Below are 16,852 nucleotides of genomic sequence, written 5' to 3'. Positions count from 1 at the left end.
TTTCGAGGCAGTGATCGCCGTGCTGCAGGCGTTCCTCGGCGCCAGGGAGAGTCGGTGGCATAGTCAGACGATTCGCGGCACACTCGGGAGCCACCGGGGCGCCTACCCAACTGGGTCGAGCGCTCCGTTTCCCGCCAGAGGAGCGCCGCGATGACCCGTCTCACCGCCAAGGATTTCTCGCCCGAACTGCTCGAACTCTATGACTTCTATGTCCACGGTCGCATCAGCCGGCGCGACTTCCTCGACCGCGCCGGGGTCTGCGCCGCGGTGCTGGGGCTCTCGGCCACCGGCGTGCTGGCGGCACTGAGCCCCAACTATGCCCTGGCCAGCCAGGTGGAATTCACCGATCCGGATATCGTCGCCGAATACGTCTACTACCCCTCGCCCCAGGGCCATGGCCGAGTGCGCGGCTACCTGGTGCGCCCGGCCAAGGCCAGCGGCAAGGTACCGGCCGTGGTGGTGGTCCACGAGAACCGCGGCCTCAATCCCTATATCGAAGACGTGGCGCGGCGTCTGGCCAAGGCTGGCTACCTGGCCCTGGCGCCGGATGGCCTGACGTCCATGGGCGGCTATCCCGGCAACGACGACAAGGGGCGCGAGTTGCAGCAGCAGGTCGACCCCGAAAAGCTGATGAACGACTTCTTCGCCGCCGTGGAAACCCTGATGGGCCATGAATTCAGCACCGGCAAGGTCGGCATCACCGGCTTCTGCTATGGCGGCGGCGTGGCCAACGCGGCCGCCGTCGCCTATCCCGAGCTGGCCGCTGCGGTGCCCTTCTACGGCCGCCAGGCGCGGGCGGAGGAGGTCGCGCGCATCAAGGCCCCATTGCTGATCCACTACGCCGAGAACGATCCGCGCATCAACGAAGGCGCCGCCGCCTACGAAGAGGCGCTCAAGGCCGCGGGCAGGACCTACGAGGTGCACCGCTATCCCGGCACCAACCACGGCTTCCATAACGACTCCACCCCGCGCTACGACGAAGCGGCCGCCCAGCTGGCCTGGCAGCGCACCCTGGACTGGTTCGGCCGCTATCTCGCCTGATTCCCACACCGGAGAAACCGATGCCGCAACTGCGTATTCCTGCCGTCTACATGCGTGGCGGTTCCAGCAAGGGCGTGTTCTTTCATGCTCGTGACCTGCCGCCCGCCGGTCCAGCGCGTGATGCCCTGCTGTTGCGGGTGATCGGCAGTCCCGATCCCTATGGCAAGCAGATCGATGGCATGGGTGGCGCCACCTCCAGCACCAGCAAGGTGGTGGTGATCACGCCCTCCTGTCGGCCGGACTGCGATGTCGACTACCTATTCGGCGCTCCGGCCATCGAGGCGCCGGTAATCGACTGGTCGGGCAACTGCGGCAATCTCAGCGCCGCCGTAGGTCCCTTCGCGATCAGCGAGGGCCTGGTCGAGGCGCCCCGCGACGGCCTGGCCACGGTGCGCATCTGGCAGGCCAATCTCGGCAAGCGCATTCTTGCCCACGTTCCCATGGTCAATGGCGAGGTGCAGGAGGAGGGCGATTTCCGCTTCGACGGCGTGGCCTTTCCGGCCGCCGAGGTGGTACTCGACTTCCTCGATCCCACTGGCACCGATGGCAGCGTCTTACCTAGCGGGCAACTGGTCGACGAGCTGGATGTCCCTGGGCTGGGCCGGCTGCCGGTGACCCTGCTCAACGCCGGCAACCCCACTGTTTTCGCCTATGCCGAATCGTTCGGCCTCAGCGGCACCGAGACCCAGGCGCAGGTCAATGGCGATGCGGCGCTGCTGGAGCGCCTGGAAGCCGTCCGCGCCACTGGCGCAGTGGCCATGGGCCTGGCCAGGACCGCGGTTCAGGCCACCGTGGAACGTCCGCATACACCCAAGCTGTGCCTGATCGCGCCGCCCCAGACCTACCAGGTGGCGGGTGGCAAGCAGGTGCCGGCCGAGGCTATCGACGTCATCGCGCGGATGATCTCCATGGGCAAGCTGCACCATGCCATCCCCGGTACCGGCGCGGTCGCCGTGGCGGTGGCCGCTGCGCTGCCGGGGACCCTGGTCAATCAGCTGACCGGTGACCTGGGCGGCCGTCAGGTGCGCATGGGGCATACTGCGGGCACTGTGGTGGTCGGCGCCCAGGCGCGCGAGATCGACGGCAGCTGGCAGGTAGAAAAAGCCAGCATGAGTCGCAGTGCCCGGCGGCTGATGGAAGGCTGGGTACGGGTACCGGCGGAGATCCGGTAGGTTGGGTTGAGCGCGGCGAAGCCCAACGAGGGGGCGGCCTCTGTGCTGGAGCGCCCTCACCCCAGCCCTCTCCCAAGGGGAGAGGGGGCGATTAAGCCGGGTGCGGGGTTGTGGCTCGTGCACCTTGGCCGCGTCACCGTAGCGTGGAAAACCGCGCAGCGTTTTCCACTGGGCAAGCCCTGATCCCGTTCGTGGACAAGGCCGCACCCTTATCCACCCAGGGCATCCCAACCGCCCCCTCTCCTTCTGGGAGAGGGCTGGGGTGAGGGGGGACCCACTCGAAAGCGGACGTCAGGTCCCTTCGATCAGATCGCGAATGCGCACCGCCAGGGCGTCCATGGCGAAGGGCTTGGTCATCACGTGCATGCCTGGTTCCAGGTGGCCGTTGCCGACCACGGCGTTCTCGGCGTAGCCGGTGATGAACAGTACCTTCAGCCCCGGGCGGCGCTGCCGCGCGGCGTCGGCCATCTGTCGACCATTCATGCCGCCAGGCAGGCCGACGTCGCTGACCAGCAGGTCGATGCGCACGTCGGACTCCAGCAGTCGCAGCCCGGAGCTGGCATCCGCCGCCTCCAGGGCCGCGTAGCCCAGCTCTTCCAGTACCTCGACGACCAACATCCGCACCGTGGGCTCGTCATCCACCACCAGCACCGTCTCGCCATGACCGACTCGGGGCAGGGCCGGCTGGGCGATGGCGGAGTCGGCGCTGGCTGCGGCTTCGCGATGCCGTGGCAGGAACAGGGTGACGCTGGTGCCCTGGTCGACCTGGGAATGGATGCGCGCCTGGCCACCGGACTGGCGGACGAAACCATAGATCATCGACAAGCCCAGGCCGGTGCCCACGCCGATCGGCTTGGTGGTGAAGAAGGGATCGAAGGCCTTGGCGATCACCTCGGGTGGCATGCCGCAGCCGTTGTCGGTCACGCTCAGGGCGATGTATTCACCCGGCTCCAGATCACGCACCCGGGCCATGCGGGAATCCAGTACCCGGTTGGCGGTTTCGATGAAGATGCGCCCGCCTTCGGGCATGGCGTCGCGGGCGTTGATGCAGAGGTTGAGCAGGGCGTTTTCCAGCTGAGGCGGATCGACCAGGGTTGACCAGAGATCGCTGCTGGCCACCACTTCGATCTGGATCGCCGGACCCACCGTGCGGCGGATCAGGTCTTCCATGCCGGCCACCAGGCGATTGACGTCGGTGGGCTTGGGATCCAGCGTCTGCCGGCGGGAAAAGGCCAGCAGGCGGTGGGTCAGGGCGGCGGCGCGGATGGCGGCGCCTTGGGCCGCCGTGGTGTAGCGCTCGAGATTGTTCAGCCGACCCTGGCCGATGCGCAGCGTGAGCAGATCCAGGCTGCCGACGATGCCGGCGAGCAGGTTGTTGAAATCGTGGGCCAGGCCACCGGTGAGTTGGCCGACCGCTTCCATCTTCTGCGACTGCCGCAGTTGCTCTTCCAGCACGGCCTGGGTCTCCATGGCCTCCTTTTCCCGGGTTATGTCGCGACCGGCCCCGGTGAGGTGCTCCTGATCGAGGTCCAGCGACAGGGTCCAAGCCAGCCAGCGCCAGCTGCCATTCGCCGCCTGGACCCGATTCTCCACCCGGGTCGGCAGCCCGCTGCGGCGCAGTTCATCCAGCGCTGCCAGGACCCCGGGTAGATCGTCAGGATGGATGAGCTCGGGATAGGGACGGCTCAGCAGATCCGCCTCGGAATAGCCCAGCCCGCGTGACCAGGACGGACTCACCCGGAGCAGTTGCCCGGTGAAGTCGGCGGTGAGCAGCAGGTCCTCGCTGAGTGCCCAGAGACGGTCACGCTCGGCGGTACGTGCCTGGACCTCCTGGCTGAGGCTGAAATTCTGCGCCTGGATAAGCGCCTGGGCGTCGCGCTGGACAGTGACGTCCTGGGCGAAGACATAGAAGCCATCCACCGCGCCCCGGGCGTCGCGCCGTGGGCGGTAGTGGATATCGGCGATGCGCCGGCGGCCGTCCGGCCAGGCCCAGGGCAGGTCGAGCCGTGCCGGGGTACCGTCCAGTGCGGCCTGGATGGCCGGGCGGCGGGCGGCGAACAGCTCTGGCGCGAAGACCTCCGCCATGCTGCGGCCAAGGATGCTGTCCGGGGCGTTCTTGAACCACTTGGGCGCCTCGGCGTTGGCGAAGCGATACACCAGGGCGCGGTCGACGAAGGCGATCAGGCAGGGCAGGGTGTCGGCCACCAGGCGCAGGTTGAGCTCACTGTCGTGCAGGGCATGCTCGGCGGTCAGCCGTGCCGTTGCCGAGCGAGTGCGATTGGCCACCTCGCCGATGAAGCGCAATTCGGCCGCCGTCCAGCGCCGTGGATGGCGGGAGCTGACATAGAGCAGGGCGACGAAGTGCCCATGTTCGAACAGCGGGGTGTTGACGAAGGCACGGGTGTCCAGCTGCTCCAGGGCCGCAAGATTGGCCCGGGTGCGCGGATCTTCGCGGACCTCTTCGATCACCACGGTTTCGCCGCGCTTGAAATCCTCGATGCAGCTGCCGTAGTCGCGGAAATTCAGGGTGCCGATCAGGCTGCGGGTGCCCGGCGCCGTCCAGTCGCGTTCCACCCGGATGGTTTCAGCGTCGTCATCCACCAGCCCATAGCCCACCAGATGGGCATCCAGGGTAGTGCCTAGGGTGGCACAGGCGAGTTCGGTGACGGCGTCGGTGTCGTTCAGGTGGCTGAAACCTTCAGCCAGTTCGGCGAGCGCCCGGCGATAGCCTTCTTCATCGTGCTTGGCCTGGCCCGCCAGGTGCTGGGCGGTGCGGTCCCGCAGGATCTTGACGTAGCCGGTATGGCGCCCGGCGTCATCGTGCAGCGGATGCATTTCGCCGCTGGCCCAGAAGCGGCTGCCGTCGCGCCGCAGATGCCAGCGTTCGTCCTCGGCGCGGCCATCTCGCAGGGCCAGTTGCATTTCCAGCGTCGCCCGGCCGATCTGGTTGTCTTCCGGGGTGAAGAAGCGCTCGGCCGGGGCGCCGCGGATCTCCTCCGCCGTCCAGCCCAGCAGGCGTTCGGCACCGCTGTTCCAGTCGCTGATTATTCCGGTGGGGTCGAGCACGACCATGGCGAAGTCGATGGCGCCGTCGAAGATCGCCAAGCGCCGCTGGGCGTCCTGGGCGGGCAACGCGGTGCACTGGTCGAGCGCGGTACGGAGGCGGCGGACTTCCGCCTGGAGTTCAGCGTAGGACAGATCGGATTCAGCCATGAGGTCGTTCGAACGCGTTAGCAGCAGAGGGAGGACGCCAACAGCGTCCAGCGAGAGCCTTAGAGTTAAAGAGTCCGAGGACGGCCAGGGATTCACTGACTCTTTTTTCGAGCGACTGGGAATTAAGTCGTCGCGCGGGCATCAGACAAGTGCTAGCGGAAAGCGACCAGCCGCCTATCCGAGTGTTGTGATCCAATTCGAGTAAATTCGGTCTAATTAGTCGTACTAATGAAGTAGCGTTGCCATGACCGATGTAGTTTCTTCCGCAGCCGTTACCACTGTGCTGGTCGTCGAAGACGATCCCGTACTGCGATCGCTGGCGACGGAGGTGTTCGAAATGGAAGGTTATGCCGTCCAGTCGTTCGACACCGCCGATGCCGCCTGGTGCTGGTTCGAAGCCGACCCGCTGCCACCTGATCTGCTGTTCACCGACGTGCGCATGCCCGGTCAACTGGACGGGCTCGCCCTGGCCAAACAGGTCCGCCAACGGTTTCCGCAGTTGCCCATCCTGGTGTCCTCCGGGTATACCGGCCAGCAATATGCCGAACGTGAAGACCGGGCGCTGTTCCTGCCCAAGCCCTGGACCATCGACCAGTTGCTGAAGGCCTGCGGCCAGTTGGGCGTCTAACCGACCGCCTGACGCGCTCGTGCGAGGCGTACCGCCGAATCCACTTCATCCAGAGTCCAGGGCTTCTGCAGGAAGATCACCTGGGGTGGCAACGCCGTGGTGATTTCGTAGCCATAGCCGGACGTGATCACCATCGGCAATTCAGGCCAGCGCTGCAACAGCATCTGCGCCAGTTCGCCGCCGTGCAATTGACCGGGCATCAGGTGATCGGTGATCACCAGGGCAGGAGCATCCTGCTGCTGCAGTAGATGCACCAGGGCATCGTCGGCATTGTCGAAGCGCGTGCACGCCCATTGCAGTCGTTCTTCGAGATGGTTGCCCAGCAGTTCGGCGAGCATCCCGTTGTCTTCGATGACGACGACGTAGGGCGGGGAGGAGGGCAGGGTCATCGGGACTTCCGGAACACGCGATGCGGCGGTTCCGGAAGTCTAGCAGAGCTGTTTCACCTTACGCCCTGCATTCGTCTGACGATTTTTAGAACTCCAGGACGATCTTGCCGAAATGGCTGCCATCCTTCTGGAAGGCGAAGGCCTGGGCGATCTCCTCCAGCGGGTAGCTGCGATCGATGACCGGCTTGATTGCAGTGCTTTCCAGCGCGCGGATCATGTCCTGCTGGTGACGGCGGCTGCCGACGATCAGGCCTTGCAGTCGCTGGTGACGGCGCATCAGATTGGCGGTGGGCACCTGGCCTTCGACCCCGGTCAACACGCCGATCAGCGCCAGGTGACCATGGATGCGCGCGGCCTGGATGGATTGCGCCAGGGTCGCCGGACCGCCGACTTCCACCACGATGTCGACGCCGCGTCCGCCGGTGATGGCCTGGACCTTGGCGCCCCACTCGGGTTCGCTGCGATAGTTGATCAGGTGATCGGCGCCCAGGGCATAGGCGCGCTGCAGCTTCTCGTCCGAGGAGGAAGTCGCGATCACCGTGGCGCCCATGGCCTTGGCGATCTGCAGGGCGAAGATGGAGACGCCACCGGTACCCATCACCAGCACGCTGTCGCCGGCCTTGAGATTGCCGTCCACCACCAGGGCGCGCCAGGCAGTGAGACCGGCGGTGGTCAGAGTCGCCGCCTCGGCATGGCTGTAGCCCTTGGGCGCTCGGGTGAAGGCGGTGGCCGGTCGCACCACTACCTCGCAGGCGAAGCCGTCGACGCCATCGCCGGGGGTGGTGGAAAAGTCGTCGATGGGCGGCTCGCCGTCCAGCCAGTGCGGAAAGAAGGTCGAGACCACGTGATCGCCCACGGCGAACTCACTGACGTCGGCGCCCACCGCCTCGACGACACCGGCGCCATCGGACATGGGAATGCGACCGTCGGCAGCGGGCATCTTGCCCAGCACCACGCCCAGGTCATGGAAATTCAGCGAGCTGGCCTTGATCCGCACACGGATCTCGCCGGCTCCGGGCTGACCGGGATCGGGCAGTTCACAGCGTTCCAGCTGGTCCAGACCGCCGGGTTTGCGTAGGCGTATGGCGTGCATCAGGTGAGATCCTCCAGAGCGATGGCGAGCAGAGGGCTCGCGGGTCTGTAGAGGACCACGGTAGGGGGTGCAGGATTCCCGTAAGGATCCTGCACCCGTCGGCCTTACTTGATGGCCTTCTGCAGTTGCTGCAGCTGCTCGGTGCGGGTGTTCAGGCGGGTTTCGCCGCGCTGGGCGTCGACCTTCTTCAGCTCGGCCTCGGCCATACGCAGCTTGATGGTCTGCATGGCGGTCTGGATGCGTTGCTGGGTCAGGTAGGCCAGCTGGTCGACGGTACGTTCGTTCTCACCGTCCTTGTAGGCCTTGTCGGTCTTGGTCAGCCAGGTGCCGGCGTCCTTGGTTTCCAGCGCCGCCAGCTGGGTGGCCTGCGGCTGGGATTCCAGGGCGGCGTAGTCGTTGCGCGCCTTTTCCAGGTTGGGGTTGGGCGGGGTGGCGCAGGCGGCCAGGGTAAGGGTCAGCGCCGACAGTACCGGGAGCAGAAAACGTTTACGCATGGGTTTCGTCCTTCAAGAGAGCGGGGCAGCCTTACTGCTGCACCTTTTTCTGGAGATTCTGTTGCAGCTGGAGGTTGATCTGACCTTCCTCGCGAATCTGCTGGATGCTGTTCTGCGCATCCTGGAGTGCCGAACCGGCCTTGGCGGCCTGGGTCTTGCGGGTCGCCAGGCGGGCGTCCCACTCGGCCTGTTCGGCCAGACGCTTGGCGTCGTCGTATTTCTCGTTGGACAGTGCCGCCTGGGCCTGGGTCCACTTGTCCTGGGCGGACTTGGTCTCGACCGGGGCGAACTGGTTGCCGCCGCTGCTCACGGCTTCGTCGACGGCGGACTGGGTCACGGCCATCTGCTCGGTCGGCGGATTGCCGGCGCAGCCTGCGAGCAGCAGACCGCCACCCAGGACCAGGCTGGCGAGCAGCGCACGGGGCGCGGAGAACGGGGAGGCGCGAGAGGGACCGGTTTTCATCCGTACATTCCTGGCAGGTCGCCCGGAATGGGCGACAGTGCCTGTGAGACGACGAAAACGCGGCGAGGTTCGCTGCAACCGCTGCGCTAAAGGGCAGGGTGTCCTGGCCGATATACGTTGTCAGACAACAACAGGGCCAGCGGCCACGGAGATTTCCATGCTGTTACGCAACTGCAACATAGCGCCCCGCGCGGCCTTGGGCTTCGGCCTGATTGCCCTGATGGTGGCCTTTCTCGGCTTGTTTTCCCTGGCGCAGATGGCCGGCATCCGCGAACGTCAGGTGCTGGTGGAGCGCGACTGGGTGCCGAGCATCCGTGCGGTGGATGCCATCCGCGAAAACATGCTGCGGGTGCGTACCATCTCCCTGCGCCTGGCGCTGGACCCGGATCCGCGCAATATCGACACCTATGTCGGCCAGTACGAGGCGCGCAACAAGGTGCTCATGGAGGGCATCAAGGCCTATGAGGCCTTCGTCGACACCCCCGAGGAGCACCAGCGCTGGGACCTGTTCAAGCGTGACTTCGCCACCTATCAGCAGGGCATGACCTCTTCCTTCGCCCTGGCGCGCCAGGGTGACACGGCCGCGCTCAACAAGCTGACCCTGGTGGACATGAAGCCGGTGGTCGACGGCACCGGCAAGCAGCTCGGCGAGTTGGGCGACTTCTATGCCGAAGGCATCGAGCGGGATGGAAAGGTCTCCGCGGACCGCTACGAGGCGTCGCGGCTGATCGTCATCGCGGTGATCGCCCTGGCCGCCCTGGCCACGGTGCTCATGGCTTGGCTCCTGACCCGCAGCATCGTCGGACCGTTGCGTGAAGCGCTACTGGCCGCCCGCCGGGTCGCCCAGGGTGACCTGACCCAGACCCTGGCGGTGCAGGGGCGCGACGAGGTGAGCGAGTTGCAGCGCGCCTTGCAGCAGATGCAGGGGCAGCTGCGCGAGACCCTCTCGCGCATCGCCGGCTCTTCCACCCAGCTGGCCACCGCCGCCGAAGAGCTCAATGCGGTCACCGAGGCCGCCGGACAGGGCTTGCAGCGCCAGAACGACGAGATTGAACAGGCTGCCACCGCCGTCACCGAGATGAGCACCGCGGTGGACGAGGTGGCGCGCAACGCCGTCTCCACCTCAGAGGCCTCGCGTGCCTCCAGCCAGGCGGCGCAGCAGGGCCAGACCCGTGTCGCCGAGACCCTGGGCGCCATCGAGGCGTTGTCCGACGAGGTGGCGGCCACCGGGACGGTGGTCCAGCGCCTGGCCGAGCAGTCCCAGGACATCGGCAAGGTGCTCGACGTCATTCGCGCCATCGCCGAGCAGACCAACCTGCTGGCGCTCAATGCCGCCATCGAGGCGGCGCGGGCGGGCGAGGCCGGGCGTGGTTTCGCCGTGGTGGCCGACGAGGTGCGTGCTCTGGCCAGCCGCACCCAGCAGTCCACCCACGAGATCGAGCAGATGGTCTCGGGCATGCGCAGCGGTGCCAGCCAGGCCCTGGGCTCCATGCACAGCAGCAGTGAACGCGCCCAGGCCACACGCGCCCTGGCAGAAACCGCCGGGGTGGCGCTGGAAGAGATCAATACCCGCATTGGCGAGATGTACGAGCGCAACCTGGTGATTGCCAGCGCGGCCGAGGAGCAGGCCCAGGTGGCCCGCGAGGTGGATCGCAACCTGGTCAACATCCGCGATCTTTCCACCCAGTCCGCCGACGGTGCCCACCAGACCAGTGCCGCTAGCCAGGAATTGTCACGGCTGGCCGTGGATCTGCAGGGGCTGGTGAACCGCTTCCAGGTCTGAGCCCTAGACGCGCACCGCCTGGTACAGCGCCCGGATCAGATCCGACTGGGTGATGATGCCCACCAGGCGGCGCGAGCCGTCGATGATGGGGATGTGGCGGTGGCCGTTCTCGGAAAACACCGGCACCAGGTCGATGAGCAGGCGATCGGCGCTGGCCACCCGCACGGTGCGGGTCATGATGTGGCCGACGGTATGGTCGTCCTGGCGTGCCTTCGGCCGGACCAGGGTGCGCAGGCGCCAGCCGAGGCCTTCATGAACGTCCAGGTCGATCTGCCGCATGAAGTCGGCCACGGTGACGATACCCAGCAGGTAGCCCTGGCGATCGATCACGGGCAGCGCCTTGATGCGGCGGGCGCGCATCAGTGCCCAGGCTTCCTGCAGCGGCATCTCGGCGCGGGCCGTCACCGGCTCCTGGCTCATGACGTCGGCGCAGCGCAACTCGCCCATCTTGCGCTGGTAGGCCAGGGCTTCCACCTGTTCGAGCAGTTCGGCCAGGTCGTCGCGGCTGATGTCCAGCACCTGGTTGTAGCGCGCCAGCACGGCATCCAGGTCGGCCCGCTGCAGAAGGGTCTCGCCGCCTGGTTCGGCGGGGCGCGGCACATGGGGCCAGGGGCGGCGGGTCAGGTTGTTGTAGATCAGGCCGGCGGCGACCAGCAGCAGTGAATCCACCGCCACCGGACTCCAGGCATAGCTGAAATCCTGGGCGCCGATGAGCACCATCAGCAGTGCCGAGGCGCCGCCCGGGGGGTGCAGGCAGCGCAGGGTGAACATGGCGGCGATGGCCAGGGCGACCGCTGCGGCGGCGGCCAGGTTGGCTTCGGGAATCCACAGCGCGCAGGCGATGCCGATCAGCGCCGACAGGGTGTTGCCGCCCACCACCGACCAGGGTTGCGCCAGGGGGCTGGACGGCAGGGCGAACACCAGCACCGCACTGGCGCCCAGCGGGGCCACCAGCGCCAGCGCCAGGGCACCGTGCTGATGCACCGGCTGGCCCTCCAGCCACCAGGCCGCCAGCAGGGCGGCGAGCAGGATGCCGATCCCGGCACCCAGGCTGGCACGCAGCCGCTCGCGGGCGTCGATGGGCAAGGGGGCCGGCCAGAAGGCACGCAGGCCTTGGCCGAGGCGGGTAAGGGGGCTGGAGGAGGGGGGCGTGACGGGTTCCTGGGACATGCGAAAGGCAGCTGCTGGGCAGAACGGGGGAGTGATGGTCCTCCGTGTGCAAGTCACTGGCAAGACCGGAGCAGATCGGGCGTGGCCCTGCGAGTGAGGGGGCGGGCTGGCATTTTCTGCTGCGACGGGCCGGGAGGCCGTAGTAACATCGAGGGCTGGGTGTCGCCGCAATAGCGCGGTAGGACAGGTTGAACAGAGCGCAGGTCGGGCCGCCGCGCGGAGTGCTGCTGCCCATGCCAACCCCGGTTTCCCCTGCCAAGGCCCTGGCCTATCTCAATCGCTTCGTCGCCGCCGAAGCGGCCAGTGGCGTGGTGCTGATGATCGCCGCGGCCATCGCCATCATCGTCGCCAACTCACCGCTGGCCGAAGGCTACTTCGCCAGCCTGCACTGGTACATCGGTGGTCTGTCGCTCGGTCACTGGATCAACGACGGCCTGATGGCCATCTTCTTTCTGCTGGTCGGCCTGGAGATCAAGCGCGAGATGGCGGTCGGCCAACTCTCCAGTTGGGGTGATCGCGCCCTGCCGGGCCTCGCGGCCCTGGGCGGCATGCTGGTGCCGGCGCTGCTCTATGTCCTGGTCAATCGCCACGATCCCCAGACCCTGTCGGGCTGGGCGATTCCCGCCGCTACCGACATCGCCTTCGCCCTCGGCGTGCTGTCGCTGCTGGGTTCGCGGGTCCCGGTATCGCTCAAGGTCTTCCTTTCGGCCCTGGCGATCCTCGACGACCTCGGCGCCGTGCTGATCATCGCCCTGTTCTATACCAGCGATCTCTCCAGCAGCATGCTGCTGGCCGCGGCTGGACTGGTGGCGGTGCTGTTCGTGCTCAACCGCCTCAAGGTCACCGCCTTGCTGCCCTATCTGTTGGTCGGGGCGCTGCTGTGGTTCTGCATGCTGCGCTCCGGCATCCACGCGACCCTGGCCGGGGTGATCCTGGCGCTGTTCATTCCCCTGGGCGATACCGAAGCCGACGACGCCTCGCCGCTGCTCAAGGTGGAGTCCGCGCTGCATCCCTGGGTGGCCTTCCTCATCGTGCCCGTGTTCGGTTTCGCCAATGCCGGAGTTTCCCTGGCCGGCATGTCGCCCGGCAATCTGCTGGACCCGGTCCCGCTGGGTGTCGCCCTGGGGCTGTTCCTCGGCAAGCAGGTCGGCATCTCGCTGATGGCGGTGCTGGCCATCCGCAGTGGCCTGGCGCGCCTGCCGGAGGGCGCCAACTGGATGCAGCTCTATGGCGTGGCCCTGCTTTGCGGGATTGGCTTTACCATGAGCCTGTTCATTGGCGCCCTGGCCTTTCCCAGCGCGCCCTTCCTGGTCGACGAGGTCAAGATCGGTGTGCTGCTGGGTTCGCTGCTGTCAGCCCTGGCCGGCGTCGCCGTGCTGCTCCTGGCTGCCCGTCGTCGTTAAGAGGAGTTCGAGATGCCCTATGCGCTGTTCGCGGTGATGTTCGGCGGTGCCCTGGGGAGCGCCTGCCGCTGGTGGGTCGGTCTGCGGCTGAATGCGCTGTTCCCGCTGCTGCCGATGGGCACGCTGCTGGTGAACCTGGTTGGCGGCTTCGTCATAGGTCTGGCGCTGGGGCTGTTCGCCCGCTATCCGGAAGTGGATGTGCAGTGGAAGCTGCTCCTGGTGACCGGCTTTTGCGGCGGTTTCACCACCTTCTCGACCTTTTCCGCCGAGGTGGTGACGTTGCTGCAGAGCGGTCGCCTGGGCTGGGCGGCACTGACCATCACCATCCATGTGCTGGGGTCGTTGCTGCTGACCCTGGCCGGTTTCGCCCTGGCCGGCCGACTCGGCTGAGTCGACCGGCCGCCGGCATCAGGCCGGTGCCACGGGGGCGGTCGGAACCTTGCGCCGCGGCTTGAACTTGAGCGCGGGCGCCTCGATCAGGTGCCACGACAGTATCGCGATGCCCAGGGTGAGCACATAGCTCACCACCAGGAAGCCACCCAGCGAGAAGCGGTCGGGAAACCAGTGCATGAGCAGCTGCTGGACCGGGAAGTTGAACAGGTAGAGGCCGTAGGAATAGTCGCCGAAGCGGCCAAAGCCATGCAGCACCGGCACCTGCACCTGGGCCAGGTAGATGATCACGTAGGACAGCGACACCAGGTGGATCACCGGCGCGATCTTCCAGACGATCGCCGATAGCGACAGCAGGCACAGCGCCAGGGCCAGATCCAGCCGCCAGGGGATGCGCGGTCCCGCCAGCTGCAGCAGGGCGCCGGCGAAAAAGAACATGCCCAGGCTGAACACCTTGTGCAGCACGAAGCTGGCGACGCCCATCTGCGGCAGCAGCAGGAAGTTGCCCAGCACCAGCACCACCAGGGTGGCCATGACCACCGAGCGGGTCAGCAGCCCCAGCACCCCGATGATCAGCAGCGACAGGTACATGAACACCTCGTAGGGCAGGGTCCAGTAGCTGCCGTTCACCGTGTCGGGATAGGGATTGCCGGTAAAGACGCCGGGCAGTTCGAAGCGCGTCATCAGGAAGATGTTCTTGAAGAAGCCCAGGGTCTGACGGTCGCTGAAATAGGCGCCGGTCTCGCGACTGGTGGCGAGCCAGCCCACCACCAGTACGGAGAAGAGTACCGAAACGATCAGGGCCGGAAAGATCCGCAGGGCGCGCTTGGCGAGAAAGTCCAGCGGATTGCGACTGCGCTGGAAGGACGCCGTGATCAAAAAGCCGCTGATCACGAAGAACACATAGACGGCGATGTTGGCCGCGTCGGTGAAGCCGGTGAAGTTGAGGATGGGTTCGGCGCCGATGTGCCCCGAGAGCCAGAAGCCGTGGCCGATCACCACGGTGGAGGCCGCGGCGAATCTCAGAAAATCGAAGTTGTTGCGTCCATGGGGGACGTGAGCGGTGGTCATGTCTGCTCCTCGCAGCCGTGGCCCATGCCGCGGCCACCACCCTGGACGAACGCCAGGCAGGCGGTGACGCGGACGGCATTGGCAGGAACGCCCGTCAGCGAGACGGACGCAGGCAAAGGCCGCTGCCGGATCTACCGGCAACGAAGGGGCGGCAGCCAGCGCGATCCACGGGATCGTCCGGCCGGCCAGCGAGGGCAGGAGCTATGGGGGGCTGAGCGGGGCGAAAGCGGGCGTCATGCGCCAGGACTCCGGAAAAGCACTACCGCGGGGACGAGCAGGGACGGGTGACGCGCGCAGACGAAAGGGGACTGGGGCCTCCCGGCCGCCCCTTTCCCTGCGCACGTCACGCGCATCAGGCGCTGGCCTGCAGCAACTGGTCTTGCAGGTCTTCCTGCGGATGTTCCTGGGCGAAATAGAGCGCGGCGCTCTGGCGGGCGTGGTCGCCGAATTCCTGGGGATGACGCATGACGATACGCTCGAAGGCGCCAGGCTCCAGGCCGTCTTCATAGAAGCCGTTATGGCACTGCAGGATGCCCGAGGCGCAGACGCTGCGCTCGACGGCGGCGATCAGGCCGCCAGCGCGGAGGCTCTTGACGATGTTGTGCGGCAGGCGGTGCCGGCGACGCAGATTGGCGGCGGTCTCGCTCAGGGTATCGAGGATCTCGGTCTCGGCAGGCGTCAGCTTGCGCACATCCAGCTTGGACTTCTGCACCAGATAGCGACGGGAGAGCAGGCGGGCCTGGTCGTTGAGTGCCTTGAGCACCACGCCGCTGAGTTCACCACGGGTGAACAGGCCGGTTTCCAGAGCGATCAGGTAGGACCAATCGTTGATGAGCGGGATCTTACTGATGTCACGTTCCATGTGAATGCCTGCGTCCATATAAGTTGGCTAATTGAGGATGAGACGCCTCAATGGTTCCAGTTCGCCAGTATAAGGTGACGAATGGCATGAAAATTGACGCTCCTGACAAGAATTGTCGGTTTTTTGTCGAAGTGGGTCACGAGTTGGAGATGCAACCTCAACGCTGCGCTTGGGGTCCCTAACTAGAGCCTGGCGTGAGTCGGGTTAACCCTTCGCAACGTCAGGTGATGTGATGAGTGACCCCGCACAGCGTTCGACTCCCCCGGATCTCCATTGCGACGTCGCCGTGATCGGTGCCGGAACTGCTGGCCTCGCTGCCGAACGCGCCGCCCGGCGCCAGGGTGCCCGCACCCTGCTGATCGACGACCACTGGGCCGGCACCACCTGTGCTTCGGTGGGTTGCATGCCGTCCAAACTGCTCATCATCGCGGGGGAGGCCCATCATGCCGTCCAGCGCGCCGCGACCTTTGGCATCGAGGTAGGCGAGGTCCACGTCGATGGCGCCGCCGTCATGGCGCGGGTGCGCCGCGAACGCGATCACTTTGTTGCGGCGACCAAGCAGGGTTTCGAGAAATTACCCGAGGGTGTGGCTCAGTGCGCCACCGCCCGCTTCATCGCGCCAGATCGACTGCAACTGAGTAATGGTAAAACTATTCAGGCCAAAAGTATCATCATCGCCACGGGCTCCTATCCGCTGGTGCCCGCGCCCTTCGACGCCTTGGGCGACCGCGCCCTGACCAACGAAACGATCTTCGAGCTACCCGACCTGCCACGTTCGCTGGCGGTGATAGGCACCGGTCCTGTAGGCCTGGAACTGGCCCAGGCCATGGCCCGCCTGGGCGTGGCCGTCACCCTGTTCGGTCAGGATGACGGCCTGGGTGCGCTCCAGGACACCGAGGTCAAGGCCGAGCTGCGCAAGATCCTGGAGCAGGATCTGACCCTGTACCTGAATGTCGAGGTGGATGCCCGGCGTGAAGGCGAGGGCGTCCGGCTGTCCTGGTCCGGTGACACGAGCGGCGAGGGCGATTTCGATTACGTGCTGGTGGCGGCCGGGCGACCGCCGCGCCTGAAGGGCCTGGGCCTGGAAACCACCGGCATCGAGCTGGACGACCATGGCACTCCGGTCTACGACCCCCAGACCCTGCAATGCGGCTCCTCGTCGATCTTCATCGCCGGCGATGCCGACCACGACCGCCCTATCCTCCATGAGGCGTCCGGTGAGGGCGCCATCGCCGGCCACAACGCTGCCTGTTATCCCGAGGTTCGACCCACGCCACGCTCGCCGCTGTTTTCGCTGATCTTCACCGATCCGCCGGTGGCCGTGCTGGGTAGCCCGCCAGACGCGGGCAGTCTGATCGGCACCTCTTCCTATCAGGATCAGGGCCGTGCCCGGGCCGAGGCCCGCAACCAGGGCGTCGCTCGTTTCTATGCCGAGCCGGGTACCGGCAAGCTCACTGGCGCGGCCATGGTCGGGCCGGGCATGGACCATATCGGCCACCTGCTGGTACTGGCGCTGATCCATGGCGAGACCGCCAGTTCGCTGCTCGACATGCCCTTCTACCACCCCACCCTCGAAGAAGGTCTGAAGTCCGGTCTGCGCGAGATCTGCCAGGGAGCCCACAGCAGCCTGCGCGGCGACCGTGACCAGGGCTCGCCTTCTGGCGCCTGACACCCCAGGAG

At 66.4% G+C, this 16,852-nt stretch carries 14 protein-coding genes and 1 pseudogene; 7 read left to right on the top strand and 8 right to left on the bottom strand.

Annotated features, from left to right (window positions below; translation table 11 throughout):
• Positions 1-150 precede the first annotated feature (150 nt).
• Positions 151-1,041: a YghX family hydrolase gene (gene yghX, locus APT59_RS18530; protein ID WP_059316206.1), complete on the top strand. Its 891-nt coding sequence runs from the start codon at positions 151-153 to the stop codon at positions 1,039-1,041.
• Positions 1,042-1,061: 20 nt separating this feature from the next.
• Positions 1,062-2,213, top strand: a complete 1,152-nt coding sequence (gene prpF / locus APT59_RS18525) for a 2-methylaconitate cis-trans isomerase PrpF (RefSeq protein ID WP_059316205.1) — start codon at positions 1,062-1,064, stop codon at positions 2,211-2,213.
• 291 nt (positions 2,214-2,504) lie between these two features.
• Here prpF and APT59_RS18520 read toward each other — a convergent pair whose 3' ends face one another.
• The gene (locus APT59_RS18520; RefSeq protein WP_059316204.1) at positions 2,505-5,426 is read right to left on the bottom strand and encodes a PAS domain S-box protein; all 2,922 of its coding nucleotides are present in this window, start codon (positions 5,424-5,426) and stop codon (positions 2,505-2,507) included.
• Between the two features lie 244 nt (positions 5,427-5,670).
• Here APT59_RS18520 and APT59_RS18515 point away from each other — a divergent pair, with 244 nt between their 5' ends.
• Positions 5,671-6,054, top strand: coding sequence for a response regulator (locus APT59_RS18515; protein ID WP_059316203.1), 384 nt, complete (start codon positions 5,671-5,673; stop codon positions 6,052-6,054).
• On the opposite strand, the gene APT59_RS18510 is transcribed toward APT59_RS18515, so the two are convergent.
• The 4 genes and pseudogenes from APT59_RS18510 to APT59_RS18495 form a co-directional block, all read right to left on the bottom strand.
• The gene (locus APT59_RS18510; protein ID WP_059316202.1) at positions 6,051-6,443 is read right to left on the bottom strand and encodes a response regulator; all 393 of its coding nucleotides are present in this window, start codon (positions 6,441-6,443) and stop codon (positions 6,051-6,053) included. The two genes, APT59_RS18515 and APT59_RS18510, sit on opposite strands and share 4 nt — an antisense overlap.
• 85 nt (positions 6,444-6,528) lie before the next feature.
• Complete coding sequence (locus APT59_RS18505; RefSeq protein ID WP_059316201.1) at positions 6,529-7,536, bottom strand: zinc-dependent alcohol dehydrogenase family protein; 1,008 nt, start codon at positions 7,534-7,536, stop codon at positions 6,529-6,531.
• A gap of 110 nt (positions 7,537-7,646) precedes the next feature.
• Positions 7,647-8,030 (bottom strand): annotated as a pseudogene (locus APT59_RS18500) (DUF4398 domain-containing protein); the annotation flags it as partial.
• Between the two features lie 31 nt (positions 8,031-8,061).
• Positions 8,062-8,493 carry a DUF4398 domain-containing protein gene (locus APT59_RS18495; RefSeq protein WP_059316199.1) on the bottom strand — a complete coding sequence of 144 codons (432 nt, stop codon included), beginning with the start codon at positions 8,491-8,493 and terminating at the stop codon, positions 8,062-8,064.
• A 157-nt stretch (positions 8,494-8,650) separates the two neighbouring features.
• Here APT59_RS18495 and APT59_RS18490 point away from each other — a divergent pair, with 157 nt between their 5' ends.
• Positions 8,651-10,276, top strand: coding sequence for a methyl-accepting chemotaxis protein (locus APT59_RS18490; protein ID WP_059316198.1), 1,626 nt, complete (start codon positions 8,651-8,653; stop codon positions 10,274-10,276).
• 3 nt (positions 10,277-10,279) lie between these two features.
• Here APT59_RS18490 and APT59_RS18485 read toward each other — a convergent pair whose 3' ends face one another.
• Entirely contained in the window at positions 10,280-11,446 is a 1,167-nt protein-coding gene (locus tag APT59_RS18485; RefSeq protein WP_059316197.1) for an HPP family protein, read from the bottom strand.
• Between the two features lie 233 nt (positions 11,447-11,679).
• Between APT59_RS18485 and nhaA the strand changes: the two genes are divergently transcribed.
• Together nhaA and crcB are read left to right on the top strand one after the other, a co-directional pair.
• The gene (gene nhaA, locus APT59_RS18480) at positions 11,680-12,849 is read left to right on the top strand and encodes a Na+/H+ antiporter NhaA (RefSeq protein WP_059316945.1); all 1,170 of its coding nucleotides are present in this window, start codon (positions 11,680-11,682) and stop codon (positions 12,847-12,849) included.
• A gap of 12 nt (positions 12,850-12,861) precedes the next feature.
• The gene (gene crcB / locus APT59_RS18475; protein ID WP_059316196.1) at positions 12,862-13,239 is read left to right on the top strand and encodes a fluoride efflux transporter CrcB; all 378 of its coding nucleotides are present in this window, start codon (positions 12,862-12,864) and stop codon (positions 13,237-13,239) included.
• A gap of 18 nt (positions 13,240-13,257) precedes the next feature.
• Here the strand turns inward: crcB and APT59_RS18470 are convergent, their stop codons facing one another.
• Positions 13,258-14,310 (bottom strand): acyltransferase family protein, encoded by a 1,053-nt coding sequence (locus APT59_RS18470; RefSeq protein WP_059316195.1) that lies wholly within the window; start codon positions 14,308-14,310, stop codon positions 13,258-13,260.
• A 352-nt stretch (positions 14,311-14,662) separates the two neighbouring features.
• Positions 14,663-15,172 (bottom strand): hypothetical protein, encoded by a 510-nt coding sequence (locus APT59_RS18465; RefSeq protein ID WP_059316194.1) that lies wholly within the window; start codon positions 15,170-15,172, stop codon positions 14,663-14,665.
• Positions 15,173-15,404: 232 nt separating this feature from the next.
• Between APT59_RS18465 and APT59_RS18460 the strand changes: the two genes are divergently transcribed.
• On the top strand, positions 15,405-16,841 hold the full coding sequence (locus APT59_RS18460) for a dihydrolipoyl dehydrogenase (RefSeq protein ID WP_059316193.1): 1,437 nt from the start codon (positions 15,405-15,407) through the stop codon (positions 16,839-16,841).
• Positions 16,842-16,852 lie beyond the last annotated feature (11 nt).

It is taken from the genome of Pseudomonas oryzihabitans, from assembly GCF_001518815.1.
Classification (GTDB): domain Bacteria; phylum Pseudomonadota; class Gammaproteobacteria; order Pseudomonadales; family Pseudomonadaceae; genus Chryseomonas; species Chryseomonas oryzihabitans_E.
The sequence above is the reverse complement of the archived record's forward strand: the minus strand, read 5'-3'. Positions and strand labels throughout refer to the sequence as shown.